The organism is Micromonospora sp. DT62 (assembly GCF_049847285.1).
GTDB lineage: Bacteria > Actinomycetota > Actinomycetes > Mycobacteriales > Micromonosporaceae > Micromonospora > Micromonospora reichwaldensis.
Genome location: NZ_JBNCOB010000002.1, coordinates 228,760 through 254,912 on the forward strand (window position 1 = coordinate 228,760; position 26,153 = coordinate 254,912).

A 26,153-nucleotide genomic window follows, 5' to 3' on the forward strand; every position below is an offset into this window, starting at 1 on the left:
GCCCGGAGGTGTACGCCGGCATCGGCCGTCGGTGCCGGTCAGGACGGCGCGGACACCGCCGCCGGAAGCGCCACCGGCGACACCGCGTCGACGGCCGGTGTGGCCTGCGCCGCGATCGGCAGCGGCAGGGTCGGGCGGCGGTCCCGGCGCGGCTCGCCGAAGCTGAAGCCCACCGGGTCGGTCCGCGCCACGCCCGGGTCGAAGACGCGCAGCTCGGTGCGGCCGAGCCGGATCACGTCCCCGTCGGCCAGCCGCTCCACGCCGGTGATCCGCCGGTCGTTGAGCCAGGTGCCGTTGGTGGAACCCAGATCCGCCAGGGCCGCCCCCTCGCCCGTCAGCCAGACCTCGGCGTGCCGGCGGCTCAGGTGGGCGTCGTGCACCGCGATGTCGGCGGTCGACCCCCGGCCGATGACCTGCCGCTCAGGGCCCACCCGGACGCTCAGCCCCCGCATCGACCCACCGGCCACCGTCAACAACGGTCTCAGTTCCGGATGTTCCTCCATGGAATGTCAGCCTCCACCCCGCACGGTCACCCCGCGCGTCAGCCTGCCACCACACGGTAGTCGCCTCCACCGCCGCATGGTCACCTCCGCGTCCCCGGCCGGACACCTCGCGTTCGGCGGTTCGGCGCCCTCCGGCGGAAGAATCATCACAAGTCCGGCCGACCGCCGTCCACCCCGTTCCGCCGTCCCGCGGCCGGTCCGACGGGCGGGACCGGGCCGTCGCGGCCCTACCGGCGAGTAATCTTCGGGTCTAGACTTCCGCCATGACGGCTGTGCGTGTCCCGGGTACCCCGGTCATCGAGGACGGTCGGCTGGTGTCGACGAGCCCGGCGACCGGCGCGGAGGCCGGACGCCTGCCGGTCGCCACCGCCGAGGACGTCGGGCGGGCCGTCGAGCGGGCCCGAGCGGCCGGCGAGTGGTGGTCCGGGCTCGGCTTCGACGGGCGCAGGGAGCGGCTGCTGCGCTGGCGCAGGCTCCTCGCCCGGCGGATCGAGGAGATCGCCGAGCTGGTGCACGTCGAGGGCGGCAAGCCGATCGCCGACGCCGTCGTCGAACTCGTCAGCGCCGTCGAGCACGTCGACTGGGCGGCCCGCAACGCCGGCCGCGTGCTGGGCCCCCGCCGGGTCCGCTCACGGCTCGTCCTGGCCGAGTTCTCCGCCCACCTCGAATACCAGCCGTACGGCGTCGTCGGCGTGATCGGCCCGTGGAACTACCCCGTCTTCACCCCGATCGGCTCCGCCGCGTACGCGCTGGCGGCGGGGAACGCGGTGGTGCTGAAGCCCAGCGAGTACACCCCCGTCGTCGGCCAGTGGCTGGTCGACACGTTCGCCGAGGTGGTACCGGAGCAGCCGGTGTTCACCGCGGTGCACGGGCTCGGCGACGTGGGGGCGGCGCTCTGCCGCTCCGGAGTGGACAAGGTGGCCTTCACCGGCTCGTCGGCCACCGCGCGGAAGGTGATGGCGAGCTGCGCCGAGTCGCTGACGCCGGTGCTGCTGGAGGCGGGCGGCAAGGACGCGATGATCGTCGACGCGGACGCCGACCTGGACGCCGCCGCCGAGGCGTGCGTCTGGGGCGCGCTGACCAACGCCGGCCAGACCTGCATCGGCATCGAGCGGGTCTACGCGGTCGAGCCGGTCTTCGACGCCTTCGTCGGCAAGGTCGTCGAGCGGGCCGGCCGGTTGACCGTCGGCCCGGACGACGCGGACATCGGCCCGATCACCATGCCGAGCCAGGTCGACGTGATCCGCCGGCACATCGACGACGCGCTGGCCCGGGGCGGCCGGGCCGTGCTCGGCGGCGCGGACGCGGTGCAGCCGCCGTACGTACGGCCGACCGTGCTCGTGGACGTCCCGGAGGACTCCGCCGCCGTACGCGAGGAGACGTTCGGGCCGACCCTGACCATCAACCGGGTCCGCGACGCCGACGAGGCTGTCGCCCGCGCCAACGCCCTGTCGTACGGCCTGGGGGGTTCGGTGTTCGGCCGGCGAAACGCGGTGGCGATCGCCCGGCGGCTGCGCTCGGGCATGGCGTCGGTGAACTCGGCGCTGACCTTCGCCGGGATGTCCACCCTGCCCTTCGGCGGCGTCGGCGACTCCGGCTTCGGGCGCATCCACGGCGAGGACGGGCTGCGGGAGTTCAGCCGCGCCAAGGCCATCACCCGGCGGCGGGCCCGGTCGCTGCTGCCCTCGACGACCTTCGAGCGGACGCCGGCCGACGTCACCCGGCTCGTCAAGGCCATCAAGGTCATGTACGGCAGGTGACTGTCGGATAACCGATCATGAACACCCTCACATGTGTCCAACGTGGTGGGAGCGGTACATTGCGTTAAATGCGCCCCCATCGATTGCGCTTCCACCTCGTCGACAGTGACCGGTCGTGGAGTGCCCGGCAGCGGCGTCGCCGCGCCGACTGGCTGGTCCGGACGTTCCCTGACCTGGAGAAGATGCACGTCGTCGACCTGGGTGGCCGGCTCGGCACCTGGACCCGGGCCGACGTGCGGCCGGCGCGCGTACACGTGGTCAACCTGGAGCGACCGCCCACGGACGTCCCGGAGTGGGCGGAGGTCGACCGGGCCGACGCCTGCGACCTGCCGGCCCGGATCACCGCGCGCCGCTACGACCTGGTCTTCTCCAACTCGGTGCTGGAGCACGTCGGCGGGCACGAGCGGCGACTGCGCTTCGCCGACGCCGTGCGCAACCTCGGCGACCGGCACTGGGTGCAGACGCCCTACCGCTACTTCCCCATCGAGCCGCACTGGATCGCGCCGGGGATGCAGTTCCTCCCCGTGCGGCTGCGGACCGCGTTCGCCCGCCGCTGGCCGCTCGGGCACAAGCCGACCCGCAGCCACGAGGCGGCCCTGCACCAGGTGCTCTGGACGGAGCTGCTGGACCGCTCGCAGATGCGGCACTACTTCCCCGACTCGCGGATCCTCGTCGAGCGGGTGGCCGGCCTGCCCAAGTCGCTGATCGCCGTCCGCGCGGACGGCCCGCCGGAGCCGCCCCGTTGACGTTGCGGCGGGCCCGGCGTCCGGCGGCCCGGACGGCGGTTCGCGGGCCGGCGCCTCCGGCATCCGCCGCAGCACCGGACGGGCGGCCCGGCAAACGCCGGGCCGGTGCCGCAATGCCGCGAGGGCGGTCCGTCAGAACAGGGTGAGCTCGTCGCGCTCGATGCCGCGCAGCTTGTCGTAGTTCACGACGACGCAGCGGATGCCCCGGTCCGTGGCGAGCACCCGGGCCTGCGGCTTGATCTCCTGCGCCGCGAAGACCCCGGCGACCGGCGCGAGCAGCGGGTCACGGTTCATCAGCTCCAGGTACCGGGTGAGCTGCTCCACGCCGTCGATCTCGCCGCGCCGCTTCACCTCCACGGCCACGGCGCCCTGGTTGGCGTCCCGACAGAGCAGGTCGACCGGGCCGATCGCCGTCATGTACTCCCGGCGGACCAGCGTGAACCCGTCACCGAGGGCCTCCGGGTTGGCCGCCAGCAGCTCCTGGAGGTGCGCCTCGACACCGTCCTTGCGCAGGCCCGGATCGACGCCCAGCTCGTACGAGGTGTCCTGGAAGATCTCCTCCAGGGTGATCCGCAGCTCCTCCCCCGCCTTGTTGACGACCCGCCAGACGCCGGGGGCCTCCTCCAACCGGCAGGGCGGGCTCATCCAGTTCAACGGCTTGTACGCCCGGTCGTCGGCATGGATCGACACCGACCCGTCCGCCTTCACCATGAGCAACCGGGTGGCCGGCGGCAGGTGGGCCGAGAGCCGTCCGACGTAGTCCACCGAGCACTTCGCAATGACCAACCGCACCCGACGAGGGTAGCCGAGACCCCGGCCCGCGCCACCGAGCGGCACTGGCGCGCCGGTGCGATGCTGAGACGGTGCTCGAAGTTCTCACCGGTACCGGTCTCGCCGCCTCGGCGGGGCTGAACGCGTACATCCCCCTGCTCACCATGGGTCTCCTGGCCCGCTACACCAGTCTGATCGACCTGCCCGGCGGGTGGCAGTGGTTGGGCAACGGCTGGGTGATCGCGATCCTGGCGGTGCTCCTGGTCGTCGAGGTCGTCGCCGACAAGGTCCCGGTGGTCGACCACGTCAACGACGTCGTGCAGACCGTGGTCCGGCCGACCGCCGGCGGCCTGGCGTTCGGCGCGGGCTCGTCCTCGGAGACGGTGACGGTCAGCGACCCTGACACCTTCTTCTCGTCCAGCCAGTGGGTCCCCGTGGTGACCGGCGTGGTGATCGCCCTCGGCGTACACCTGTTGAAGTCCGCCGCCCGACCGGTCATCAACGCGACCACGGCCGGCGTCGGCGCACCCGTTGCCAGCACCGCCGAGGACGCCACCAGCGTGGCCATGTCGGTGGTGGCGATCATCCTGCCGGTGCTGGTGCTGGCGTTCCTGCTCGGGCTGGTCGTCTTCGTCTTCTGGTTCGTGCGCCGCCGCTCCGACCGCCGCCGGGAGCGTCAGGCGGCGCGGGCCGCCGGCTTCCGCGTCTGATCGTCGTACGCCCCGACCGGTCCCGGACATGCGTCTGGCCGGCACCCCACCTCGGGGTGCCGGCCAGAGCGGCGTTCAGTTGCTGTCGTCAGCTGTTCCAGTGCTCGGCGACCAGGTCGGCGGCCTGCTGCTCCCACTGGGCGTAGTGGTCCGGGTACGCCGACACCTGCACCGTCTGCGCGGCCTTCGTCAGCGGCATGTCCTGCCACCCGTCGACCTGCTTCAGGCCCTTCAGGAACGCCGTCGTCGAGTACTCGGGGTCGGTGATCTGCTCGACCGTGCCCCAACCCGAGGACGGGCGCTGCTGGAACAGGCCCTGCGAGTCGTGGTCGTTGCGGTCACCGAGGTGGCCCAGGTTCTCCAGCTTCGACTCCTGCAACGCGGTCGCGATCGACACGACGGCGGCGCGCTCGTCCATGCCGGCCTTCTTCGTCGCGGCGATGATCGCCTTCACGTTCGCCACCTGCTCATCCGACAGGTCGACGTGCGACTGGGCGCCCTGCACGCCGTGCGGCACCAGCTTGCCCATGTCCGGCTTGTCAGCCTGCACGGCAACCGCCGTGATCGGCGAGCCCGCCTCGACCTCGTCACCGGAGTTGGCGTGGTTCAGCGGACCGGCAGCCAGACCACCGGCGACCGCCAGGCCGGCGATACCAAGAACGCTCTTACGCATGATCGTGTTCATCGGACACGCTCCATTCGGGGGTCGGCACCCGCACCGAGGGGGATCGGCTCACGCGGGTGCAAGCACCGTCCGGCGCTCACGAACTCGGCTCAACTCAGGAACCAGGGGATCTCCGGCAACTCACCGGAGGAAGATCAGATCGGCCGTGTCCCGCCAGATGCCTGCGCGACGGCGGCCTTGCTCGGTCGTACGCACGGTGTAACGACCCCGCCGCAGCCACGATTCCGCCCCCACAATGCCTCCGGTCACATCCTCAAACCGGACAAAGCATCCGGGACGGGGGCGTCGGGTGATGCCCGACGCGGCCCCCCGACCGGACCTTGGTGACAAGCCCGGACACCCGTGCAGCCAGGCAACAAGGTGGGGCGACCGCCACACCCCGCCCGAATTGCCCGCCTCGCCACCCGGGCAAGCCAAGAACACCGTTCCACCCACTGGTGATCAGGACGCCATGGACGTTAAAACCGCCCGATAAGGTCCATGGCGCCCTGATCACCAATGCTTGCTTCACGGCGGCAAGCAGGTGGGGCTCCCGTTGCGGCGACCGGCCCTCTGTGCGGCCGGCTTGGGCGGGCCATCCGGTGCGCGTCGACCGGCCCCCTCACAGAATCAACCGGACACGGCTCGCGCAAGCAGCCGGTTCAGGCAGCAAGCTCGACAGCGGGCACGCAGGAAATGTCAGGCGCTGACATCATCTCCCGGTGCACGTGAAGATCCCCCGCGTTCCGCTCGTCGCGACCGTCACCGCCGTGGCCGCCGCCGCGGCCCTCCTCGTCCTCCCAAGCCCGCTGCGCGCGCCGGCCGACGCCGGCATCGTCCGCATCGCGGCAACGGTTCGGGCCTCGGCCGCCCCGGAGGCCACGGCCCCTGCCGCGCCCGCGGTGACGGTGACCCCGGCCGCCCCGGGGGCCACGGCCCCGGCCACGCCCGCGGCGACGGTCCCCGGCGCGACCCCGGTCGGGACCAGACCACCCGTCGTCGACCACGGGCCGCGTACGGGGAACAAGGTGGCGCTCACCTTCGACGCCGACATGACGGACGCGATGCGGTACCAGCTGCGCAGCGGCGCGGTGCGGTCGTACGCGAACCTGAAGATCATCGACCTGCTGGAACGGGAGCGGGTGCCGGCCACCTTCTTCCTCACCGGCAAGTGGGTGGAGCAGTACCCGGACGTGACCCGCCGACTCGCCGCGAACCCGCGCTTCGAGCTGGCCAACCACACGTACGGGCACCTGGCCTTCACCCCGGACTGCTACGGCCTGCCCCGCATCGCGGAGCGGGAGATGACCGCCGACGTGGCCCGTACGTTCGACGTGGTGGCCGCGTACGGGGGGCGGCAGACCCGGTACTTCCGCTTCCCCGGGCTCTGCCACGACAGGAAGGCGCTGGCCGCGCTGGCGCCGCTGGGGGTGACGGTGGTGGACGGCGACGTGGTCAGCGGCGACCCGTTCGCGAAGTCCTGGCGGCCGGTGGTCCGTGCCTCGCTGGACGGGGTGCGTCCGGGATCGGTGATCGTCCTGCACGTGACGGAGGCGAACGCGCCGATGACGGACGAGGCACTGCCGCACATCCTGGCCGGGCTGGCCGAGCGCGGCCTCGAGCCGGCCCCGCTGTCGGAGGTGCTCGGAGTGGGCTGAACCAGGCTCAACAAAACTTACAAAAGCCTAAAATCGGGGCACGACTCTATAGGAGGTCACCATGACCGCAGCAGTGGAGATGCCCCGCGTCCAGGAATGTGTCGTGGCGGCGTGCTCGTACAACCACACCAACGACTGCCACGCCTTCGCCATCACCATCGGCAGCCCGGACCACGCGCACTGCCACACCTTCGTCGAGATGCCGGCGGTCCGTGGCGGGGTCGACGGCGGCATGACCGCGCAGGTGGGCGCCTGTCAGCGCGCGGACTGCCAGCACAACGAGCAGCTGGAATGCCACGCACCGGCGATCAAGGTCGGTCCCGACAACGACATGGCCGACTGCATGACCTACGTCAGCCGCTGACCTGGGCACGGGCGCACCGGCGTCGGGCCGCGACGGACAGGCCCCTGGCGACGCGCGTCCTCGCCGGGGGCCTTCCCCTCAGCGCAGGCCGTTGGCCTCCCGGACCACGGTGACCAGGTCGTCGATGATCCCGGTCAGGGCGAAGTCCTTCGGCGTGAAGACCCGGGCCACCCCGGCGGCGCGGAGCTGCTCCGCGTCGCCGGCGGGGATGATCCCGCCGACCACCACCGGCAGGTCCGGCCGGCCGGCGGCGCGCAGGCCGTCCAGCACCGCCGGCACCGCCGCCAGGTGCGAGCCGGAGAGGACCGAGAGGCCGACCAGGTCCACGTCCTCCTCGACGGCGGCGGCGACGATCTGCCCGGCGGTCAGCCGGATGCCCTGGTAGACCACCTCGAAGCCGGCGTCGCGGGCGCGTACCGCGATCTGCTCCGCGCCGTTGGAGTGCCCGTCGAGGCCGGGCTTGCCGACGAGCAGCCGCAGCCGGCCGCTGCCCAGCTCGCGGGCGGTGGCGGTGACGCGCGCCCGGACGGCGGCCAGGGTGGCGTCCCCGCCGGCCCCGGCGGCGCCGGTCAGACCGGTGGGCGCCCGGTACTCGCCGAAGACCTGGCGCAGCGCGCCGGCCCACTCGCCGGTGGTCGCCCCGGCCCGCACGCACTCCAGCGTCGCCGGCATCAGGTTCGTCGTGGTCGCGGCGTCCGCGCGCAGCCGGGCCAGCGCCGCGTCGACCGCCGCGTCGTCCCGCCCGGCCCGCCACCGGCGTACGGCCTCAGTGGCCGCCGCCTCGACGGCCGGGTCGACCTGCACGACGGACTCGGCGCCGGCGGCGGTCAGCGGCGACGGCTCGGTCTCGGTGAACCGGTTGACGCCGACCACCACGTCGGCGCCGGACTCCATCCGGCGGCGCCGCTCGGCCAGCGAGGCGACCAGCGCGCTCTTGAGGTAGCCGGTCTCGACGGCCGCGACGACGCCGCCCATCTCCAGCACCTTCTCCAGCTCGACCCGGGCCCCGGTGACGATCTCCTCGACCAGCGCCGTCATGACGTGCGAGCCCTCGAACAGGTCCGGGTACTCCAGCAGGTCCGACTCGTACGCGAGCACCTGCTGCATGCGCAGCGACCACTGCTGGTCCCACGGCCGGGGCAGCCCGAGCGCCTCGTTCCAGGCGGGCAGCTGCACGGCGCGGGCGCGGGCGTCCCGGGAGAGGGTCACGCCGAGCATCTCCAGCACGATGCGCTGGATGTTGTTCTCCGGCTGCGCCTCGGTCAGGCCCAGCGAGTTGACCTGCACGCCGTAGCGGAACCGCCGCTGCTTCGGGTTCTCCACCCCGTAGCGCTCGCGGGTGATCTCGTCCCAGAGCGCGCCGAAGGCCCGCATCTTGGCGATCTCCTCGACGAAGCGCACCCCGGCGTTGACGAAGAAGGAGATCCGCTGCACGACGTCGCCCATCCGCTCGGCGGACACCTGCCCCGAGTCACGGACCGCGTCGAGCACCGCGACGGCGGTGGAGAGCGCGAAGCCGACCTCCTGCACCGGCGTCGCGCCGGCCTCCTGGAGGTGGTACGAGCAGATGTTCACCGGGTTCCAGCGCGGCATCTCGCGCAGCGTGTACGCGACGATGTCGGCGGTCAGCCGCAGCGACGCGGCCGGCGGGAAGATGTGGGTGCCCCGGGAGAGGTACTCCTTGATGATGTCGTTCTGCGTGGTGCCGGCGCAGCGGGCCAGCTCCGCGCCCTGCTCCTCGCCGACCGTGCCGTAGAGGGCGAGCAGCCACATCGCCGGCGCGTTGATGGTCATGGACGTGTTCATGTCGGCCAGCGGGATGCCGTCGAAGAGGGCCCGCATGTCGCCGAGGTGCGCCACCGGGACGCCCACCCGGCCCACCTCGCCGGCGGCGAGCTCGTGGTCGGGGTCGTAGCCGGTCTGGGTCGGCAGGTCGAAGGCGACCGACAGCCCGGTCTGCCCCTTCGCCAGGTTGCGGCGGAAGAGCGCGTTCGTCGCCGCGGCCGAGCTGTGCCCGGCGTAGGTGCGCATCACCCAGGGGCGGTCGCGCTCGGGCAGCCGGCCGGGGAGAGCCTTCTCGTCCATGGCGGGAGTCTAAGTTACCGTTCAGTCACCAGAGCTGTGGAAAACCACACAGCTCCATGGAGCGGACGCCCTGGTGCGAAGCGCCCGACATGGGCGCGACCACCACACCCCGGCCGGCCCGCCGCCGCGGCCAGGTCGCACACTTGACGCATGCATGACGAGCTGGCGATCTCCGTCCGGGGGCTACGCAAGGCGTACGGGGACAACGTCGCCGTGGCGGGCGTGGATCTCGACGTCCACCGCGGCGAGGTCTTCGCCCTCCTCGGCCCCAACGGCGCCGGCAAGACGACCACCGTGGAGATCCTGGAGGGCTACCGGCGGCGCGACGCCGGCGACGTCGACGTCCTCGGCAGCGACCCGGCCCGTCCGGCCGCCGACTGGCGCTCCCGGGTGGGCATCGTGCTCCAGGGCACGGGCGAGTTCGACGAGCTGACGGTCGCCGAGGTGGTACGCCACTTCGCCGGCTTCTACGCCGACGCGGACGACCCCGACAAGGTCGTCGAGCGGGTGGGGCTGGCCGGCAAGGCGAAGGCGCGCACGCACACCCTCTCCGGTGGGCAGAAGCGCCGGCTCGACGTCGCGCTCGGCATCGTGGGCCGCCCCGAGCTGCTCTTCCTGGACGAGCCCACCACGGGCTTCGACCCGGAGGCGCGCCGGGAGTTCTGGGAGCTGATCCGCGACCTGGCCGCCGCCGGCACCACCATCGTGCTCACCACCCACTACCTCGACGAGGCGGAGTCCCTCGCCGACCGGGTCGGCGTGATCGCGGGCGGCCGGGTAATCGAGGTGGCCACGCCCGACCAGCTCGGCAACCGGCGCGAGGCCCTGGCGACGGTCTCCTGGCGTACGCCGGAGGGGGCGCGGGAGACGGCGGAGAGCGCGACGCCGACGGCGCTGGTGGCGGAGCTGGCGGCGCGCTTCGGCGGCGAGGTCCCGGGCCTGACGGTGACCCGGCCGACCCTGGAGGACATCTACCTGCGCATGATCGGACACCGATGACCACCACGACGAAGCCGGCCGCGCCGGCCACCACGGCACCGGCCCGGCGACCCGGTCCGGTCGCCCTCAGCCTGCGGCAGAGCCGGCTGGAGATCACCCAGTTCCTGCGCAGCCGGGAGTCCGTCGTCTTCACGATGGGCTTCCCGGTCATCATGATCCTGATCTTCGCGGCGATCTTCGACGACGAGATCGCCCCCGGGGTCAGCTACACCCAGTACTTCATCACCGGCATGATCGCCACCGGCCTGATGACGGTGAGCTTCCAGAACCTGGGCATCTGGATCCCGATCGAGCGGGACCGGGGGGTGCTCAAGCGCTACCGGGGCACGCCGATGCCGAAGTGGGTCTGGTTCGCCGGCAAAGTGATCATGGTCGTGGCGATCGGCATCGCCGAGACCGTGCTGCTGCTCGCGGTCTCGGTGGCGCTGTTCGACCTGGAGCTGCCCGGGACCGCCGCGAAGTGGCTGACCTTCGGCTGGGTGTCGGTGCTCGGCGTCACCGCCTGCACCTTGTGCGGCATCGCCATCTCGTCGCTCGCCCGCACCGCCCGCAGCGGCTCGGCGGTGGTCACCCCGGTCGCGCTGGTGCTCCAGTTCATCTCCGGGGTGTTCTTCGTCTTCACCGAGCTGCCGACCTGGATGCAGCAGGTGGCGGCGCTCTTCCCGCTGAAGTGGATGTGCCAGGGCCTGCGCTCGGTCTTCCTGCCGGACGGCTTCGGCGCCCGCGAGCCGGGCGGCTCGTTCGAGCTGGACCGGGTCGCCCTGGTCCTCGTCGCGTGGTGCGTGATCGGCCTGGTGCTCTGCCTGACCACGTTCCGCTGGACGACCAAGCGCGACGGCTGAGGTGTGCGGAAGGGGCCCCGGCTAACGCGTGGACGTCGTGAGCGCGACGCCGAGCGGCGTACGCCAGTAGAGCACCTCGCGCCCGGACCGCCGCTTGCCGACGGCGCCCGCGTCCAGCAGCACCCGCAGGTGGTCGCTCACCGTCCCGAGGGAGAGCCCGGTCACCGCCACGAGTTGCGAGGTGCTCAGCGGCGTGTCCAGCCTGGCCAGGATGTGGGCCCGGTTCGCGCCGATCAGCCGGGCGAGCCCGTCGGGTGCCGGTGAGGTGGGATCGACCAGGATGCCGCGCACCGGGTACACCATCCCGAACCGGGTCGGCCTGTCCCAGACCACCCAGCCGCGACGGCAGTGCGCCGGGAGGAAGACCAACTGCTCGGCCTCGTCCAGCGACTGCGGCGGCTCCGGGTATTCGTTGACCTGGAGCCGGCCGTCGCCCAGCCAGCGCATGTTGCGGTTGAGGTCGGCGAACACCCCGGCCCAGCCGCCCGCGCTCAACGCGGCGGTGCGGGCCACGATGTCCGCCCGGAGCCGGCGTTCCCGCTCCGGCCACTCCGGCTCGACGGTGTGCGTCCAGACCCAGTCGAGGAGTTCCACCACGTGCCCGGCGAGGCCGTCCGCCAGCAGTTCGGCGGCGAGCGGCTCCGGGCGGGTGACGCGCAGGTCGGCCCGGATCCGCTCGTCGGAGAGCCGCCCGACGGCCGCCAGCTCCGCCGCGAACGTCGGTTCCGGCGAGGCGGGCGCGACGGTGAGGAAGTCCGCCGTCCACCGGGGGTGGAACGAGGCGGGCAGCAGCGCCCGGACCACCGGCCGACCGGCCAGCATCCGTCGGAACGCCGCGACGTGCGGCTCCCGCCAGGCCCGCTGCCACGGGTTACGCGGGTGGTACAGCGCGCGCAGCGCGGCGACCGTGTCGACCATCGGCGAGACCGTGAAACGGCTGCGCGCGAGGAGATCCGACGGCACCTGCCAGACGGCCATGTTTCGCCTCCAGACGTAACTCTAGGAGATCCACCCGGCACCCCACACGCTCGTGCCCGTGAGAACGTACGCAGATCTGTTCGCGGTCCGGGAGTTCCGCAACCTGTTCCTGGCGAACTGCGCGGGAATCGCGGCGCACACGACGTCGGCGCTGGCGCTGGGCTCGCTGACCTACGCGTCGACCGGCTCGGCGCTGCTCACCGCGCTGAGCATGTTCGGCGCACCGCTCGCCGGCGTGCTCGGCAGCCTGACGTTGCTGTCGGCCGCGGACAGCCTGCCGCCCCGCCGGGCGCTGACCTTCGCCGCCGTGCTGGTCGCCGCCGGAGCGGCACTCCAGGCGGTGCCCGGCCTGCCGCTGTGGGCCCGGTTCGCGATCATCTTCACGGGCGCGTACGTCGGCTCGATCACGGGCGGGGCCCGGTGGGCGCTGCTCACCGACATCCTGCCGACCGACGCCTACGTGCTGGGCAGGTCCACCATGAACACGAGCGTCGGGGCGATGCAGATCGCCGGCTTCGGGCTGGGCGGCGTCCTGTTGTTCTGGCTGGACCCGTACGAGGTGTTCCTGCTCGCGGCGGTGCTGCGGGCGGTGGCGGCGGCAATCGGGTGGTTCGGGATCTCGGAGCGCCCGGCCCGGACCACCGCCCGGACGACGGTCGGGCGCACGCTCCGGGTGAACCGGGAACTGTGGACGGATCCCGGCCGCCGCTCGCTCCTGCTCAACCTGTGGCTGCCGCCCGGCCTGGTCGTCGGCTGCGAGGCGCTGTTCGTGCCGTACGCCGGGGACCGCGCCGGCTTCCTCTACGCCGCCGCGGCCCTCGGCATGCTGGCGGGCGACGTCGTGGTGGGACGGTTCCTGCCCCCGGCCCGGCGCAACCGGCTGATCCCCGCCCTGCGGCTGCTGCTCGTCCTGCCCTACCTGGCCTTCGCGCTGTCGCCGGCGCTGCCGCTGGCCATGCTGGTCGCGGTCGTCGCCTCGGTGGGCTTCGCCGCCGGGCTGCCGTTGCAGGAGCGCCTGATCGCCCACTCACCCACCGAGTTCCGGGGCCAGGTGCTGGGCCTGCACCACAACGGGATGATGGCCGCGCAGGCGCTGTGTGCCGTGCTCGCCGGCACGGTCGCGGACCTGGTACCGGCGAGCTGGGCCGTCGTGCTGCTCGCCACGGCGGCGCTGGCGGCCACGCTGATGCTCACCGCCGGGCTGCGGCGGACCGCCCCCGCGCCGGTGGAGGCGGTCCGCTGAGCGGCCAGGGGACGTCGCGCCCCGGCTGCCCGTCAGTACGTGTAGAAGCCCTTGCCGCTCTTGCGCCCGAGGTCGCCGGCGGTGACCATGCGCTGGAGCAGCTCCGGCGGGAAGAACTTCTCGTCCGCCGTGTCGGTGTAGATGTTCTTCGAGGCGTGCAGCAGCACGTCCACGCCGGTCAGGTCCGTGGTGGCCAGCGGGCCCATGGCGTGGCCGAAGCCGAGGCGGCAGGCGGTGTCCAGGTCCTCGGCCGACACCACGCCCGACTCGACGAGCTTGACCGCCTCGACGACCAGGGCCGCGATCAGCCGGGTGGTGACGAAGCCCGCGATGTCCCGGTTGACCACCACGACCGTCTTGCCGATCTCCTCGGCGAACGACTTCGCCGTGGCCAGGGTCTCGTCGCTGGTCTTGTAGCCGCGCACCAGCTCACAGAGCTTCATCATCGGCACCGGCGAGAAGAAGTGGGTGCCGACGACCGCCTCCGGGCGCTCGGTCACCGCGGCGATCTGCGTCACCGGGATGGCCGAGGTGTTGGTCGCGAGCACCGCGTCGGCCTTGCAGATCTTGTCCAGCACGCGGAACACCTCGTGCTTGATCTCCAGCCGTTCGAAGACCGCCTCGACCACGATGTCCGCGTCGGCCGCCGCCTCCAGGTCGGTGGTGGGGGTGATCCGGCCCAGCGCCGCCTCGACCTCGGACGCCTCGATCCTGCCCTTCTCGGCGAACCTGGTCAGCGACTTCCGGATGCCGTCCATGCCCCGCCCGGTGGCCGCGTCGTCCAGGTCCCGCAGCGTCACCTGCCAGCCCGCCTGCGCCGCCACCTGGGCGATGCCCGAGCCCATCAGCCCGGCCCCGACGACCGCGAGTCGACCCGCCATCTGCTTCTCCCTCGCCTGATTGAGTGTCTGCCAGCACCCTAGTCGGCGAGCCTGAACGGATGCTAAGGCGGCCGGGCGGGGTGGCCCCTCCAGGTGCCGGCCCACGCCCTCCCACCTGCGCGGCCCGGGCGGGGGTCGTAGGCCCCGGAGGGCAAGGTGCCGCTCGGGCGCGGCAGCTCAGATGCTCAGGTCCGGTTCCTCCGGTGCGGTGCCCCGCTCCACCTCGACCCCGAGCGCGCGCAGGTCGGCCGCGAAGTCCGGGTAGCCCCGGTCCACGTGGTGCACGTGGGAGACCTCGGTGACCCCCTCGGCGCAGAGCCCGGCGATGATCAGCCCGGCGCCGGCCCGGATGTCGGTGGCGCGCACGGGCGCGCCGGAGAGCCGGTCCCGGCCCCGGACCACCGCGTGGTGGCCGTCGGTCTTGATGTCCGCGCCCAGCCGCATCATCTCGTTGGCGAACATGAACCGGCCGTCGAAGATGTTCTCGGTGATCAGGGAGGCCCCGTCGCTGACCGCCGCCAGCCCGATCGCCATCGGCAGCAGGTCGGTGGCGAAGCCCGGGTACGGCAGCGTCACGACGTCCACCGCCTTCGGCCGGTCGTCCATCCGGATCCGGAACGCGTCGCCCCGGGTCTCCACCAGGCCCCCGGCGGAGACCAGCTTGTCGAGCGCGACCTCCAGGAACGCCGGCTCCACCCCGGTCACGGTGACGTCCCCCCGGGTCATCGCCGCGCCGAACGCCCAGGTACCGGCGACGATCCGGTCCCCCACCGTCGCGTGCCGCACCGGCCGCAGCCCCGGCACCCCCTCGATGTGCAGGGTGGAGGTGCCGGCGCCGGAGATCCGGGCGCCCATCTGGGTCAGCATCGTGCAGATGTCGACGATCTCCGGCTCCCGGGCGGCGTTGTCGATGACGCTCGGCCCCCGGGCCAGCACCGCCGCCATGACCAGGTTCTCGGTCGCCCCGACGCTGGGGAAGTCGAGCACGATCTCCGCGCCGTGCAGCCCGTGCGGCGCCGAGGCGATCACGAAGCCGTGCTCCCCGGAGATCTCGGCGCCCATCCGGGTCAGCCCGGAGACGTGCATGTCCAGGCCCCGCGAGCCGATGGCGTCGCCGCCCGGGTGGGCCACCCGCACGTGTCCCCGGCGGGCCAGCAGCGGGCCCAGCACGCAGATCGAGGCGCGCAGCCGGCGTACGAGGTCGTAGTCCGCCTCGGCGCCGGGCTGCTCGGGCACGTCGATGACGACCGACCGGGACCGGGCCACCCCGCCGTACGCGACCATCGGGTCGACAGGGTCGTCGGCGTCGAACCGGACGCCGCAGCCGAGCCGGCGCAGCACCTCGCCCATGATCGCGATGTCGGTGATGCGCGGCACGTTGGTGATGATGCTGCGGCCCGGCGCGAGCAGCGCGGCGGCCATCAGCTTCAGCGCCGAGTTCTTGGCGCCCACGACGTGCACCGAGCCGGTCAGGCGCGCGTCGCCGCGCACCCGGATGACGTCGAGGTCCTGGACCGCCGGGTCACCGGCGTCGCCGGGGCCCCCGGCCGCTCGGACGGCGGTGCCGCCCGGCCGCTCCGGGATCGTCAGGTCCACTGTCCGTAGGCTGTGCGTCATGGCCGTCCACCTCACGCGCATCTACACCAAGGCCGGCGATGCCGGCATGACCAGGCTGAGCAACAACGAGCAGGTGCCAAAGACCGATCCGCGCATCTCCGCGTACGCGGACGTCGACGAGTGCAACGCCGCGATCGGCGTGGCGCTCGCCCTGGGACAGCTCGACGAGGAGCTGCGGGCCGTCCTGGCGTCGATCCAGAACGACATGTTCGACGTGGGCGCCGACCTGGCCACCCCGGTCGAACCCGACCCGAAGTACCCGCCGCTGCGGGTCACCGAGGCGTACGTCGAGCGCCTGGAGGGCTGGTGCGACGAGTACAACGCACGCCTGAGCAAGCTCGACTCCTTCATCCTCCCCGGCGGCACCGCGGGTGCGGCGCTGCTGCACGTGGCGCGGACGGTCGCCCGACGCGCCGAGCGGGCGGCGTGGGCCCTGGTCGCGCACGACCCCGAGCGGACCAGCTCGCTCCCGGCAAAGTATCTCAACCGGCTATCGGATCTGCTCTTTATCCTGTCAAGAACGGCAAATCCGGACGGAGATGTGCTATGGGTGCCGGGCGGTAACCGCTGACCACCCGTCGGCAGTGCCCACCGGATGTTCCGGTGGGCACGCTGCACCACGTCGAGGTCTGGGTACCCGATCTGGCCGCCGCCGTGTCCAACTGGGGCTGGCTGCTCGACGAACTGGGCTGGGTGCCGTTCCAGGAGTGGCCGGCGGGCCGCTCCTGGCGCCATGGCCCGACGTACCTGGTCCTGGAGCAGTCGCCGGCGCTGCGCGGCCAGCGGCACGACCGGCTGGCCCCCGGCCTCAACCACCTGGCCTTCCACGCTGGCCCGCCCGCCGCCGTGGAGCGGCTGGTCGCGGCCGCGCCGGCACACGGCTGGACGTTGCTCTTTCCGGAACGCCATCCCCACGCTGGCGGCCCGGATACCTACGCCGCCTACCTCACCGACAACCAGGGGTACGAGGTCGAACTCGTCGCCTCACCACCCGGGTAGTCCAGCGTTCACCTGACGAGACCGGTAACGGCGCAGGTGGCGTGAGAGTGCGCCGACCGCGGGCAGTGCGACGGCAGGGGTTTCCGGGAGCCCGCCCGCGGAGGGATCAAGCCTGACCGCCCGGAGCGGGGTGGGCTCCCCGGAAACCCCCCACCGCACACCCGATCAGGCCGCGGGCCAGTCCTGGGAGGCCAGACGCGGCGAGACCGCCCCCGGAGGGGCGGCCTCGAGCCAGGAGAGGAATCCGGTGACGGTGGACCGGGCCATGGCGATCTCCATCGGGGCCTGGTCACTCGTACAGCGGAGGATGACCCAGTCGGCGGGCATCGAGAGGCGCTCCTGCCCCTCGGGCAGCCGCCGTCGCTCGACGGCCAGCCCCTCGCGGGAGAGCACCCGGGCGGGCCGGATGGCGAAGCTGAAGAGCCGGTACCAGCGGAGTTCGTCGCCGACGAAGCGGCCGAAGCCGGGAGCCCAGCCTCGGCCGTCGAGCATCGTGGAGGTCCGGACGCCGAGCCGGATGATGCCACCGCTACGGGTGACGACGGCCCGCCGGGCGAAGAGGATCAGGAGTGCGCCGAGGATGACGGCGACGCCGATTCCGATCCCCTCGACGATCTCCATCGACGCTTCGGCTCAGCGGCTCTGCGCGGCGGAGACCGGGGTGGCGCTCTCGGCCAGGACGGTGACGCCCTCGGCGGTCACCGACAGGAAGCCGCCGGCCACCTCGTAGGAGACCTGCTCGCCGCCGGGAAGCTTGATGCGCACCTCGCCGGGCTCGGCAAGCTGGCCGAGCAGGGGCGCGTGCCCCGCCAGCACACCCAGCTCGCCCTCGGTCGTGCGGGCGACGACCATCTCGGCCTCGCCGGACCAGACCTTCTCCTCGACGGCTACGAGCTCGACGTGAAGCTGCTTTGCCACGCTGTCTCCTTGCTGCGGCGGCGGATTGTCGAAAGTCTAGTCGTGCCGCCGGCCCGCCCCCAACGCGGGTGGCGAGACCTGCGCCACGGCTACTTCGCCTTGTTCTGGAAGTCGGGATGCTCCACCAGGAACGCGTCGAGCTGCCCCTTACGCAGGGCGGCGAAGAAGTCGTCCACGGCGGGCTGGAACTTCTCGCCCCGGTACTCGCCGTTCTGGATGACCGAGCCGCCCGGCAACTTGATCATCTGGATCGTCTCCGGGCGGATGTCCTTGAGCGCCAGGCCGAAGTCGACGACGCCGTGGCCCCGGCCACTGAAGATCAGCGACTGCCCGGCCGCGCGCAGCACCCGGTCCAGCTTGACCGGGTTGGTGACCACGTCGGCGCTGAGCGCCTGACCGGCCATGGCCTTGACGAACTGCTGCTGGTGCCGCTGCCGCCCGTAGTCGCCGTCCGGGACGCCGTTCTTCGGGTAGCGCTGGCGGACGTAGTCGAGCGCCTGCCAGCCGTTGAGGTGCTGGTTGCCCTTCTTGTAGACCGCCTGCGGGCCGACGTAGCCCTCGCCGTTGGGGTTGCCCTTGCGGTGCTTGCCGTCCGGCTCGCGGTGCTCGGAGCGCACCTCGCGCTCGATGTACATGTCGACGCCGCCCATCGCGTCGACGATGTTCTTGAAGCCGTTGAAGTTGATGATCGCGCCGGCGTCGAAGCGCGTGATGCCGGTGACGTTCTGCACCGTCGTCGCCAGCAGTTCGAAGCCGCGGGCCGCGTCCGGGTTGCCGCCGGGCACCCGACTGCCGTACGACATCGCCGCGTTGAGCCGGTCGGTGCCGCCGTTGAACTCCGCCCGGCTGAATTCGGGGATCTCCACGATGAGGTCACGCGGCATCGAGAACAGGTAGGCCCGGTCCAGCTCCGCCGGCACGTGCAGCACCATGACCGAGTCGGCCAGTGGCGGCATCTCCGGGTTGCGCGGGTCGATGCCCACCAGCAGGATGTTGAGCGGCCCCTTGATGTCGCTCTTGCGCTCCTTCGCACCGGCGGCCTGGTCGCCGAAGAGGTCGGCCTTGCCGACGGCGCCCTCGTAACGGGCCATCAGCGCCTCGGCACCGACCAGCACGACCCCGCTGAGCAGCATCAGGACGGCACCGAACACGGTGCAGACCCGGGCCCAGCGCGGCACCCCCGACCACCTGGACGGCTTGCCGCCGCCCTTGTCGGCCTTACCCACGATCATCTCCGTTCGTCACGCCCACGATCAGGAGACGGGCGCATGCAGCCGATTCGTTGCGGATCGACGCCCACGCTTTGAGTGGGCGGATCGACGCCCACGTGGTGGGTGGGCGGATCGACGGTACCTCGGGTACGGCATGATCGCCGACCACGCGGAACCGGGCAGCGGCAATCACCGGGTCCAAAAACGGACGAAAGGCCGCCCCGGCGTTGCCGGGGCGGCCTTTCGTCAGGACCGACAGGTCAGCTCTTCATGAGCTCGGCTGCCTTGCGCTCCAGGTCCTCGAGACCGCCGCACATGAAGAAGGCCTGCTCGGGGAAGTGGTCGTACTCGCCCTCGCTGATCTTCCGGAAGGCCTCGATGGTCTCCTCGATCGGGACCGTCGAGCCCGGCACGCCGGTGAACTGCTCCGCCGCGTAGGTGTTCTGCGACAGGAAGCGCTCGATGCGCCGCGCGCGCTGCACGGTGATCTTGTCTTCCTCGGAGAGCTCCTCGATACCGAGGATGGCGATGATGTCCTGCAGGTCCTTGTACTTCTGCAGGATCCGCTTCACCTCGGTCGCCACCGCGAAGTGCTCGGCGCCGACGAACTCCGGGGCGAGGATCCGGGACGAGGACGCCAGCGGGTCCACGGCCGGGTAGATGCCCTTGTCGGAGATCGACCGCTCCAGGTTGGTGGTCGCGTCGAGGTGGGCGAACGTGGTGGCCGGGGCGGGGTCGGTGTAGTCGTCCGCCGGCACGTAGATCGCCTGCATCGAGGTGATGGCCTGACCCCGGACGGAGGTGATCCGCTCCTGGAGCTCGCCCATCTCGTCGGCCAGGGTCGGCTGGTAGCCCACCGCGCTCGGCATGCGGCCGAGCAGGGTGGAGACCTCGGAGCCGGCCTGGGTGAAGCGGAAGATGTTGTCGATGAAGAGCAGCACCTCCTGCTTCTTGACGTCGCGGAAGTACTCCGCCATGGTCAGCGCCGACAGGGCGACCCGCAGCCGGGTGCCCGGCGGCTCGTCCATCTGGCCGTAGACCAGCGCGGTCTTGTCGATGACGCCGGACTCGGTCATCTCGGCGATGAGGTCGTTGCCCTCGCGGGTGCGCTCACCCACGCCGGCGAAGACCGAGGTACCACCGAAGTTCCGGGCGACACGGGTGATCATCTCCTGGATGAGCACCGTCTTGCCGACGCCGGCACCGCCGAACAGGCCGATCTTGCCGCCCTTGACGTACGGGGCGAGCAGGTCGATGACCTTGATGCCGGTCTCCAGCATCTCGGTCTTCGGCTCCAGGTCCGCGAAGGCCGGGGCCTTGCGGTGGATGCCCCAGTGGTCGTCCGGCTGGAGCGTCTCGCCCTCGGTGAGGTTGAGGCACTCGCCGATCGCGTTGAACACGTGGCCCTTGACCGTGTCGCCCACCGGAACGGTGATCGGCGAACCGGTGTCACGCACCTCGGTGCCGCGGACCAGGCCGTCGGTCGGCTGCATCGAGATGGCGCGGACCATGTTGTCACCCAGGTGCTGGGCGACCTCCAGGGTCAGCGTCTTCTCGCCGCCGGAGAGCGTCACGTCCACGTGCAGGGCGTTGAACAGGGCCGGCATGGCGTCGCGCGGGAACTCGGCGTCGACGACCGGGCCGATGACCCGGACCACGCGACCCGTGGCCGTCTTGGTCTCAGCTGGTCCACCAGCAACTGCGGATACAGTCATCACACTTCACTTCCCGACGCGGCCAGCGCGTTAGCGCCGCCGACGATCTCGCTGATCTCCTGGGTGATCCCGGCCTGGCGGGCCGAGTTCATCTCACGCGTGTACTTCTCGATCATCTCTTCGGCGTTGTCGGTGGCGCTCTTCATCGCCCGCCGACGGGCCGCCGACTCGCTTGCCGCCGACTCCAGCAACGCCGCGTAGATCCGCGTGTTGATGTACTTCGGCAGCAGCGCGTCGAGCAGCGCCTCCGCGTCCGGCTCGAACTCGTAGGCCGGCAGCGCACCCTCGGACCGGGGCCGGTCCTCCACCTGCATGGGGCCCATGATCCGGGTGACCGGGGTCTGCGTCATCAGGGAGTGGAACTCGGTGTAGACGATGTGCAGCTCGTCCACGCCGAGCACCCCGTCCGCCCCGGCGCCACCGTCGACGTCGTCCGCACCGGCGGTGAACGCCTTGATCAGCGTCTCGCCCACGGCGCGGGCGTCGGCGAACGTCGGCTGCTCCGAGAACCCGGTCCAGTTGGCCTCGATCGGCCGGTCACGGAACCGGAAGAACCCGACACCCTTGCGCCCGATGACGTAGAGCACCGGCTCCTTGCCGTCGGCGCGCAGCCGGGCGATCAGCGACTCGGCCATCTTGATGGCGTTGGAGCTGTAGCCGCCGGCGAGGCCGCGGTCGGAGGTGACCAGCAGGACGCCCGCCCGCCGCACCCGCTCGCGCGGGGTGAGCAGCGGGTGGTCGATCCGCGCGTTGGACGCCAGCGCCGTGAGCACGCCGGTGACCGCCTGGGCGTACGGCAGGGACGCCGCCACCCGGGCCTGGGCCTTGGCGATGCGGCTCGTCGCCACGAGCTCCATCGCCTTGGTGATCTTCTTCATCCCCTTCGCCGAGCGGATCCGCTGACGAAGAACGCGAACCTGGGCCGCCATGAATCAGCCCTTACCGGTTCTCGGCCGGGCGGTCACCCGTGCCGTCGCGGAAGCGGCTCACCGTCTCGCGGTCCTGCTCGCCCTCCAGCGGCGCGGCCGGCGCGTCGTTGATCCGCCGCTCGTCCTCCTTGCCGAGGAAGACCTGCTTGAACTCGGCGATGGCGGAGTCCAGGGAGCTGATGATGTCGTCGTTCCACTGGTTGTCGGCGATCGAGGCCAGCACGCCCTCGTGCTTGTGCCGGAGGTACTGCAGGAACTCCGACTCGAAGCGACGGATCTCGCCGACCGGGACGTCGTCCAGCTTGCCCTCGGTGCCGGCCCAGACCGAGACGACCTGCTCCTGCACCGGGTACGGCGAGTAGTTCGCCTGCTTGAGCAGCTCGACCAGGCGGGAACCGCGGTCCAGCTGGGCCCGGGAGGTCTTGTCCAGGTCGGAGGCGAAGGCGGCGAACGCCTCCAACTCGCGGAACTGGGCCAGGTTGAGCCGCAGCGAACCGGCGACCTTCCGCATCGGCTTCACCTGCGCGGCGCCACCGACCCGGGAGACCGAGGTGCCGACGTTGATGGCCGGCCGGACGCCCTGGTTGAACAGGTCGGTCTCCAGGAAGATCTGGCCGTCGGTGATGGAGATGACGTTGGTCGGGATGAAGGCCGAGATGTCGTTGGCCTTCGTCTCGATGATCGGCAGGCCGGTCATCGAGCCGCCGCCCAGCTCGTCGGAGAGCTTCGCGCAGCGCTCCAGCAGGCGGGAGTGCAGGTAGAAGACGTCACCCGGGTACGCCTCGCGGCCCGGCGGGCGACGCAGCAGCAGGGACACGGCGCGGTACGCCTCAGCCTGCTTGCTCAGGTCGTCGAAGACGATCAGGACGTGCTTGCCGCCGTACATCCAGTGCTGCCCGATGGACGAGCCGGTGTAGGGGGCGAGGTACTTGAAGCCGGCCGGGTCGGAGGCCGGGGAGGCGACGATGGTGGTGTATTCCATCGCGCCCGCCTGCTCCAGGACGCCCTTGATCGAGGCGACCGTGGAGGCCTTCTGGCCGATGGCGACGTAGATGCAGCGGACCTGCTTCTTCGGGTCGCCGGAGCGCCAGTTGTCCCGCTGGTTGAGGATGGTGTCCAGCGCGACCGTGGTCTTGCCGGTCTTCCGGTCGCCGATGATCAGCTGACGCTGACCGCGGCCGATCGGGGTCATGGCGTCGACGGCCTTGAGACCGGTCTGCAGCGGCTCGTCGACGGACTGCCGGGACATCACGTTCGGGGCCTGGAGCTCCAGCTCGCGGAAGCCCTCGTTGGCGATGTCGCCGAGCCCGTCGATCGGCTGGCCGAGCGCGTTGACCACGCGGCCGAGGAAGGCGTCGCCGACCGGCACGGAGAGCACCCGCTCGGTGCGCTTGACGCGCTGGCCCTCTTCGAGCTTGGCGGAGTCACCGAGAACGACGACACCGATCTCCCGGACGTCGAGGTTCAGCGCCACACCCAGCGTGCCGTCCTCGAACTCCAGGAGCTCGTTGGTCATGGTCGAGGGGAGACCCTCGACGTGGGCGATGCCGTCGCCGGTGTCGGCGACGGTGCCGACCTCCTCGCGGGAGAGTGCGGACGAGTAGGAGGAGACGTAGCGCTCCAGGGCGCCGCGGATCTCCTCCGTCGAGATGGTCAGCTCGGCCATCCTCTGCTTCCTTAAGTATCAGGGGCCCGGGATACCAAGTACCGACCGGTCCGAATGGCGTCTATTCACAGGCGCTGAGCGGGGGTGCCGCCTCAGCGCTTCGCGAGCGCGTTGCGGCTCTCGTTGAGGCGGCGCAGGACGGTGCCGTCGTACAGGTCGGAACCGACCCGTACGCTCACGCCACCGAGAACCGAGGGGTCCACCGTCTGCTTGACGGAGACCTCCCGACCGTATATCGCGGAGAGACTCGCGCCCAGCCGGCGCTCGTCCTCTTCACTCAACGGGGCCGCGGCGGTCACGTACGCCACCTGCCGGTCCCGCCGGTCGGCGGCCAGCTCGACCAGCCGGGTGAGCGCCCCGGCGAAGTTGCGTCCACCGAACCCGGCGAGCGCGACCCCGACGAGGTAGCCGGTGACCGGCCGGGCCTTGCCGGCGAGCAGCTGGTCGACCAGCGTGGCCCGCCGCTCGGCCGGGACGGTCGGGTCGGAGAGCGCGCTGGACAGCCCCGGCGAACCGGCGACGACCTGCCCGAAGCGGAACAGCTCGTCCTCGACCTCGCCCAGCTCGCCCGCGGAGTCGGCGCCCGCCAGGAGAGCGTCGACGCCCAGCCGCTCGGCGGCGTCGAGCAGCTCCGAGGGCGCCGACCAGCGGCCGGCGACCAACGAGGCGATCAGGTCCAGCGCCTCGGCGTCGACCTTGCCGCGCAGCAGCTCGCCGAGCAGCCCGGCACGGTCGGCACCGGTGCGGGCCGGGTCGGAGAGCGCCCGGCGCAGCCGCGGCTCGCGCCGCAGCAGGTTGGCGACGGAGAGGATGGCGTCGGCGGTGGTGGCCACCGCCGACGGCTCCGCACCGCGGACGTACGCGTCGAGGCGCTCGGCCGCGACCTTGTACGACTCCCGGCTGGCGGCCTGCATCAGCGGGCCCCCGCGCTCTCGAGGTTGCTCAGGAACCGGTCGACGGTGCCCTTGCGGCGCGCCTCGTCGGCGAGGGACTCACCGACGATCTTGCTGGCCAGGTCGACCGCGAGCGTGCCGACCTCGGTGCGCAGTTCGCGCACGATGGTGGCGCGCTCGGCGGCGAGCTGCTCCTTGCCGGCCGCGACGATCCGATCGGACTCCTCCCGCGCCTTGGCGAGGATGTCCTGGCGGATGCCCTCGGCGTCGGCCCGGGCGTCGTCCCGGATCCGGGCCGCCTCGGTACGCACCTCGGCGAGCTGGGCCCGGTACTGCTCGAGCACCTGGTTCGCCTCGGCCTGGGCGGCCTCGGCCCGCTTGAGGCCACCCTCGATCGCGTCGACCCGCGCCTGGTACATCGCCTCCATGCGGGGCATGACGAACTTCAGCAGGACGAAGCAGAGCAGGGCGAAGGCGATGGTCCCGACGACCATCTCCTGCCAGATGGGCAGGATCGGGTTGTGCTCCACACCTTCTGCGGCGATGAACATGTCAGACCTCCGGGTCGGGAGAGAGCTTTCGTCAGCCGCCGACAGCGAAGGCGAGCACCAGGCCGAACAGCGCGAGCGCCTCGACCAGGGCGAAGCCCAGGATCAGCCAGGTGCGGTTGTAGCCGGCGGACTCCGGCTGGCGCGCGCTCGACTGGATGTAGGCCGCGAAGACCAGGGCGACACCGATACCGGGGCCGATGGCGGCGAGGCCGTAGCCGATGGTGTTGACGCTACCGCCGATCTCGGCAAGAACAGTCATTGCGGGTATTCCTCCTGTTCGACGCGTGAGGGCTCACGCGTACGCGGGTCGGTACCAGAAGCTTGGTCGGGCCGGGCGGCCCGCCGAGCCCGATCAGTGCTCGTCGGCGAGCGAACTTCCGATGTAGTTCGCGCTCAGCGTGACGAAGACGTAGGCCTGCAGGACGGCGACCAGCACCTCGAAGAAGGCCATCACGATCGCCATCAGGAAGGAGAAGACCGAGGTCACCTGGATGAACAGGCTGCTCGAGTTGAGCATCACGAAGCCGCCGATGGTGAAGACCAGCAGCAGCAGGTGGCCGGCGAACAGGTTCGCGAAGAGCCGCAGGGCCAGCGTGACGGGCCGGACGATGAACGTCTGCATGAACTCGATCGGGATCAGCAGGATGTGCATGGGCCACGGCACGTTCGGGATGATCAGGCTCATCTTGAGGTACTTGCCGAGACCGTGCTTGCGGGCGCCGATGTAGAGGTACATCACGTAGGAGATCGCGGCGAGCACGATGGGGAACGCGATGTGCGAGTTCGGCGAGATCTGCAACCCGGGCACGATGGCGAAGAGGTTGGTCAGCACGATGAAGCTGAACAGCACCGTGAAGTAGGGCGCGAAGCGGATGCCCGCGTTGCCCATCTGCTCGCGGGCGATGTTGTCCCGGACCAGGCCGTAGACCGACTCCGCGTACCACTGGGCCTTACCGGGGACCAGCTTGGGCTTCCGGTAGGCGAGCATGAAGAAGATGGTCAGCAGCGCGACCGCGAGCCAGACCATGATCCCGAACTTGGTGACCCAGGGGCCAGCCACGTCCGGCGGGTAGAAATCTCCGACGCTGGGGGGCCAGGGAAGCCCCTCGGCGGCGACGAGCTGTCCACTCACCGTGTCATCCTCCGCACTCGACAGACCCGCGCGTGCTGGCACTCAAGCACTGAGCCTCTTCATGATCAGGTAAATCGCTCCGGCCGCGCCGAAGATCATGCCGAGGGCGACCCCGACGCCGGTTCGCAGATCGAGAAGTCGCTCCGCCAACCACCCGAGGAAGCCCCACACCACGATGCCGGCGAGTAGGTAGCCCAGGACGGCCCCTGCCGCGCCTTCCGACGAAGGGTCGTCGGACCTGCGGGGGTGTGGGTCTTCGGCCATGACGTGGCGAACAATATCAGCAGGGACGCGCGGGAGTGTGCGGCACCCCCCACA

Annotated in this window: 28 protein-coding genes; 10 read left to right on the forward strand and 18 right to left on the reverse strand. The window is 71.4% G+C overall.

Annotated elements, in window-relative coordinates:
- Window positions 1-38: 38 nt before the first annotated feature.
- Window positions 39-503, reverse strand: a complete 465-nt coding sequence (locus tag ACPXCB_RS04565; protein WP_425872471.1) for an FHA domain-containing protein — start codon at window positions 501-503, stop codon at window positions 39-41.
- A 263-nt stretch (window positions 504-766) separates the two neighbouring features.
- On the opposite strand from ACPXCB_RS04565, the gene ACPXCB_RS04570 reads away from it, so the two are divergent.
- Complete coding sequence (locus ACPXCB_RS04570) at window positions 767-2,263, forward strand: aldehyde dehydrogenase family protein (protein ID WP_425872473.1); 1,497 nt, start codon at window positions 767-769, stop codon at window positions 2,261-2,263.
- 68 nt (window positions 2,264-2,331) lie between these two features.
- Window positions 2,332-3,009, forward strand: a complete 678-nt coding sequence (locus ACPXCB_RS04575; protein ID WP_425872475.1) for a methyltransferase domain-containing protein — start codon at window positions 2,332-2,334, stop codon at window positions 3,007-3,009.
- Between the two features lie 132 nt (window positions 3,010-3,141).
- Here ACPXCB_RS04575 and nucS read toward each other — a convergent pair whose 3' ends face one another.
- Complete coding sequence (gene nucS / locus ACPXCB_RS04580) at window positions 3,142-3,801, reverse strand: endonuclease NucS (protein WP_425872477.1); 660 nt, start codon at window positions 3,799-3,801, stop codon at window positions 3,142-3,144.
- A 71-nt stretch (window positions 3,802-3,872) separates the two neighbouring features.
- On the opposite strand from nucS, the gene ACPXCB_RS04585 reads away from it, so the two are divergent.
- Window positions 3,873-4,490, forward strand: a complete 618-nt coding sequence (locus ACPXCB_RS04585; protein ID WP_425872478.1) for a DUF4126 domain-containing protein — start codon at window positions 3,873-3,875, stop codon at window positions 4,488-4,490.
- 88 nt (window positions 4,491-4,578) lie between these two features.
- Here ACPXCB_RS04585 and ACPXCB_RS04590 read toward each other — a convergent pair whose 3' ends face one another.
- Complete coding sequence (locus tag ACPXCB_RS04590; RefSeq protein ID WP_425872480.1) at window positions 4,579-5,175, reverse strand: hypothetical protein; 597 nt, start codon at window positions 5,173-5,175, stop codon at window positions 4,579-4,581.
- Between the two features lie 701 nt (window positions 5,176-5,876).
- Between ACPXCB_RS04590 and ACPXCB_RS04595 the strand changes: the two genes are divergently transcribed.
- Together ACPXCB_RS04595 and ACPXCB_RS04600 are read left to right on the forward strand one after the other, a co-directional pair.
- Window positions 5,877-6,812 carry a polysaccharide deacetylase family protein gene (locus tag ACPXCB_RS04595; protein ID WP_425872482.1) on the forward strand — a complete coding sequence of 312 codons (936 nt, stop codon included), beginning with the start codon at window positions 5,877-5,879 and terminating at the stop codon, window positions 6,810-6,812.
- 61 nt (window positions 6,813-6,873) lie between these two features.
- Window positions 6,874-7,176 (forward strand): DUF1540 domain-containing protein, encoded by a 303-nt coding sequence (locus ACPXCB_RS04600; RefSeq protein ID WP_132231228.1) that lies wholly within the window; start codon window positions 6,874-6,876, stop codon window positions 7,174-7,176.
- 78 nt (window positions 7,177-7,254) lie between these two features.
- On the opposite strand, the gene ACPXCB_RS04605 is transcribed toward ACPXCB_RS04600, so the two are convergent.
- A complete protein-coding gene (locus tag ACPXCB_RS04605) occupies window positions 7,255-9,261 on the reverse strand; it encodes a protein meaA (protein WP_425872484.1) in 2,007 nt (668 codons plus the stop codon).
- Between the two features lie 150 nt (window positions 9,262-9,411).
- Between ACPXCB_RS04605 and ACPXCB_RS04610 the strand changes: the two genes are divergently transcribed.
- Both ACPXCB_RS04610 and ACPXCB_RS04615 read left to right on the forward strand, forming a co-directional pair.
- Window positions 9,412-10,260: an ABC transporter ATP-binding protein gene (locus ACPXCB_RS04610; protein ID WP_425872486.1), complete on the forward strand. Its 849-nt coding sequence runs from the start codon at window positions 9,412-9,414 to the stop codon at window positions 10,258-10,260.
- Window positions 10,257-11,102 (forward strand): ABC transporter permease, encoded by an 846-nt coding sequence (locus ACPXCB_RS04615; protein WP_327029434.1) that lies wholly within the window; start codon window positions 10,257-10,259, stop codon window positions 11,100-11,102. The genes ACPXCB_RS04610 and ACPXCB_RS04615 overlap by 4 nt, the downstream gene beginning before the upstream one ends.
- A gap of 21 nt (window positions 11,103-11,123) precedes the next feature.
- Here the strand turns inward: ACPXCB_RS04615 and ACPXCB_RS04620 are convergent, their stop codons facing one another.
- Window positions 11,124-12,080: a helix-turn-helix domain-containing protein gene (locus ACPXCB_RS04620; protein WP_425872493.1), complete on the reverse strand. Its 957-nt coding sequence runs from the start codon at window positions 12,078-12,080 to the stop codon at window positions 11,124-11,126.
- 58 nt (window positions 12,081-12,138) lie between these two features.
- Between ACPXCB_RS04620 and ACPXCB_RS04625 the strand changes: the two genes are divergently transcribed.
- Window positions 12,139-13,323: an MFS transporter gene (locus tag ACPXCB_RS04625; protein ID WP_425872495.1), complete on the forward strand. Its 1,185-nt coding sequence runs from the start codon at window positions 12,139-12,141 to the stop codon at window positions 13,321-13,323.
- Window positions 13,324-13,355: 32 nt separating this feature from the next.
- On the opposite strand, the gene ACPXCB_RS04630 is transcribed toward ACPXCB_RS04625, so the two are convergent.
- The gene (locus ACPXCB_RS04630; RefSeq protein WP_425872497.1) at window positions 13,356-14,204 is read right to left on the reverse strand and encodes a 3-hydroxyacyl-CoA dehydrogenase family protein; all 849 of its coding nucleotides are present in this window, start codon (window positions 14,202-14,204) and stop codon (window positions 13,356-13,358) included.
- Between the two features lie 177 nt (window positions 14,205-14,381).
- Window positions 14,382-15,821: a UDP-N-acetylglucosamine 1-carboxyvinyltransferase gene (murA, locus tag ACPXCB_RS04635; protein WP_425872499.1), complete on the reverse strand. Its 1,440-nt coding sequence runs from the start codon at window positions 15,819-15,821 to the stop codon at window positions 14,382-14,384.
- Between murA and ACPXCB_RS04640 the strand changes: the two genes are divergently transcribed.
- Both ACPXCB_RS04640 and ACPXCB_RS04645 read left to right on the forward strand, forming a co-directional pair.
- Window positions 15,820-16,392, forward strand: a complete 573-nt coding sequence (locus tag ACPXCB_RS04640) for a cob(I)yrinic acid a,c-diamide adenosyltransferase (protein WP_132231212.1) — start codon at window positions 15,820-15,822, stop codon at window positions 16,390-16,392. The genes murA and ACPXCB_RS04640 overlap by 2 nt on opposite strands.
- A gap of 32 nt (window positions 16,393-16,424) precedes the next feature.
- The gene (locus ACPXCB_RS04645) at window positions 16,425-16,820 is read left to right on the forward strand and encodes a VOC family protein (RefSeq protein WP_425872501.1); all 396 of its coding nucleotides are present in this window, start codon (window positions 16,425-16,427) and stop codon (window positions 16,818-16,820) included.
- Window positions 16,821-16,985: 165 nt separating this feature from the next.
- Here the strand turns inward: ACPXCB_RS04645 and ACPXCB_RS04650 are convergent, their stop codons facing one another.
- The 11 genes from ACPXCB_RS04650 to ACPXCB_RS04700 all read right to left on the reverse strand — a co-directional run bounded on the left by ACPXCB_RS04650 (window position 16,986) and on the right by ACPXCB_RS04700 (window position 26,099).
- Complete coding sequence (locus tag ACPXCB_RS04650) at window positions 16,986-17,441, reverse strand: DUF2550 domain-containing protein (RefSeq protein WP_425872503.1); 456 nt, start codon at window positions 17,439-17,441, stop codon at window positions 16,986-16,988.
- A 12-nt stretch (window positions 17,442-17,453) separates the two neighbouring features.
- The gene (locus tag ACPXCB_RS04655; RefSeq protein WP_132231208.1) at window positions 17,454-17,738 is read right to left on the reverse strand and encodes a F0F1 ATP synthase subunit epsilon; all 285 of its coding nucleotides are present in this window, start codon (window positions 17,736-17,738) and stop codon (window positions 17,454-17,456) included.
- An 89-nt stretch (window positions 17,739-17,827) separates the two neighbouring features.
- Window positions 17,828-18,970, reverse strand: coding sequence for an LCP family protein (locus tag ACPXCB_RS04660; protein WP_425872504.1), 1,143 nt, complete (start codon window positions 18,968-18,970; stop codon window positions 17,828-17,830).
- Window positions 18,971-19,209: 239 nt separating this feature from the next.
- Entirely contained in the window at window positions 19,210-20,664 is a 1,455-nt protein-coding gene (atpD, locus tag ACPXCB_RS04665) for a F0F1 ATP synthase subunit beta (RefSeq protein ID WP_425872506.1), read from the reverse strand.
- The gene (locus tag ACPXCB_RS04670; RefSeq protein ID WP_425872508.1) at window positions 20,664-21,593 is read right to left on the reverse strand and encodes a F0F1 ATP synthase subunit gamma; all 930 of its coding nucleotides are present in this window, start codon (window positions 21,591-21,593) and stop codon (window positions 20,664-20,666) included. Before ACPXCB_RS04670 ends, atpD begins: the two co-directional genes overlap by 1 nt.
- A 10-nt stretch (window positions 21,594-21,603) precedes the next feature.
- A complete protein-coding gene (atpA, locus tag ACPXCB_RS04675; protein ID WP_425872510.1) occupies window positions 21,604-23,259 on the reverse strand; it encodes a F0F1 ATP synthase subunit alpha in 1,656 nt (551 codons plus the stop codon).
- 92 nt (window positions 23,260-23,351) lie between these two features.
- Window positions 23,352-24,173, reverse strand: a complete 822-nt coding sequence (locus tag ACPXCB_RS04680) for a F0F1 ATP synthase subunit delta (protein WP_311412050.1) — start codon at window positions 24,171-24,173, stop codon at window positions 23,352-23,354.
- The gene (locus ACPXCB_RS04685; protein ID WP_425872512.1) at window positions 24,173-24,703 is read right to left on the reverse strand and encodes a F0F1 ATP synthase subunit B; all 531 of its coding nucleotides are present in this window, start codon (window positions 24,701-24,703) and stop codon (window positions 24,173-24,175) included. Before ACPXCB_RS04685 ends, ACPXCB_RS04680 begins: the two co-directional genes overlap by 1 nt.
- Before the next feature lie 31 nt (window positions 24,704-24,734).
- Window positions 24,735-24,962 carry an ATP synthase F0 subunit C gene (gene atpE, locus ACPXCB_RS04690; RefSeq protein ID WP_088998660.1) on the reverse strand — a complete coding sequence of 76 codons (228 nt, stop codon included), beginning with the start codon at window positions 24,960-24,962 and terminating at the stop codon, window positions 24,735-24,737.
- A gap of 93 nt (window positions 24,963-25,055) precedes the next feature.
- Entirely contained in the window at window positions 25,056-25,877 is an 822-nt protein-coding gene (atpB, locus tag ACPXCB_RS04695; RefSeq protein ID WP_425872514.1) for a F0F1 ATP synthase subunit A, read from the reverse strand.
- The gene (locus tag ACPXCB_RS04700) at window positions 25,878-26,099 is read right to left on the reverse strand and encodes a hypothetical protein (protein WP_088998658.1); all 222 of its coding nucleotides are present in this window, start codon (window positions 26,097-26,099) and stop codon (window positions 25,878-25,880) included. It lies immediately after the preceding gene.
- Between the last annotated feature and the right edge of the window lie 54 nt (window positions 26,100-26,153).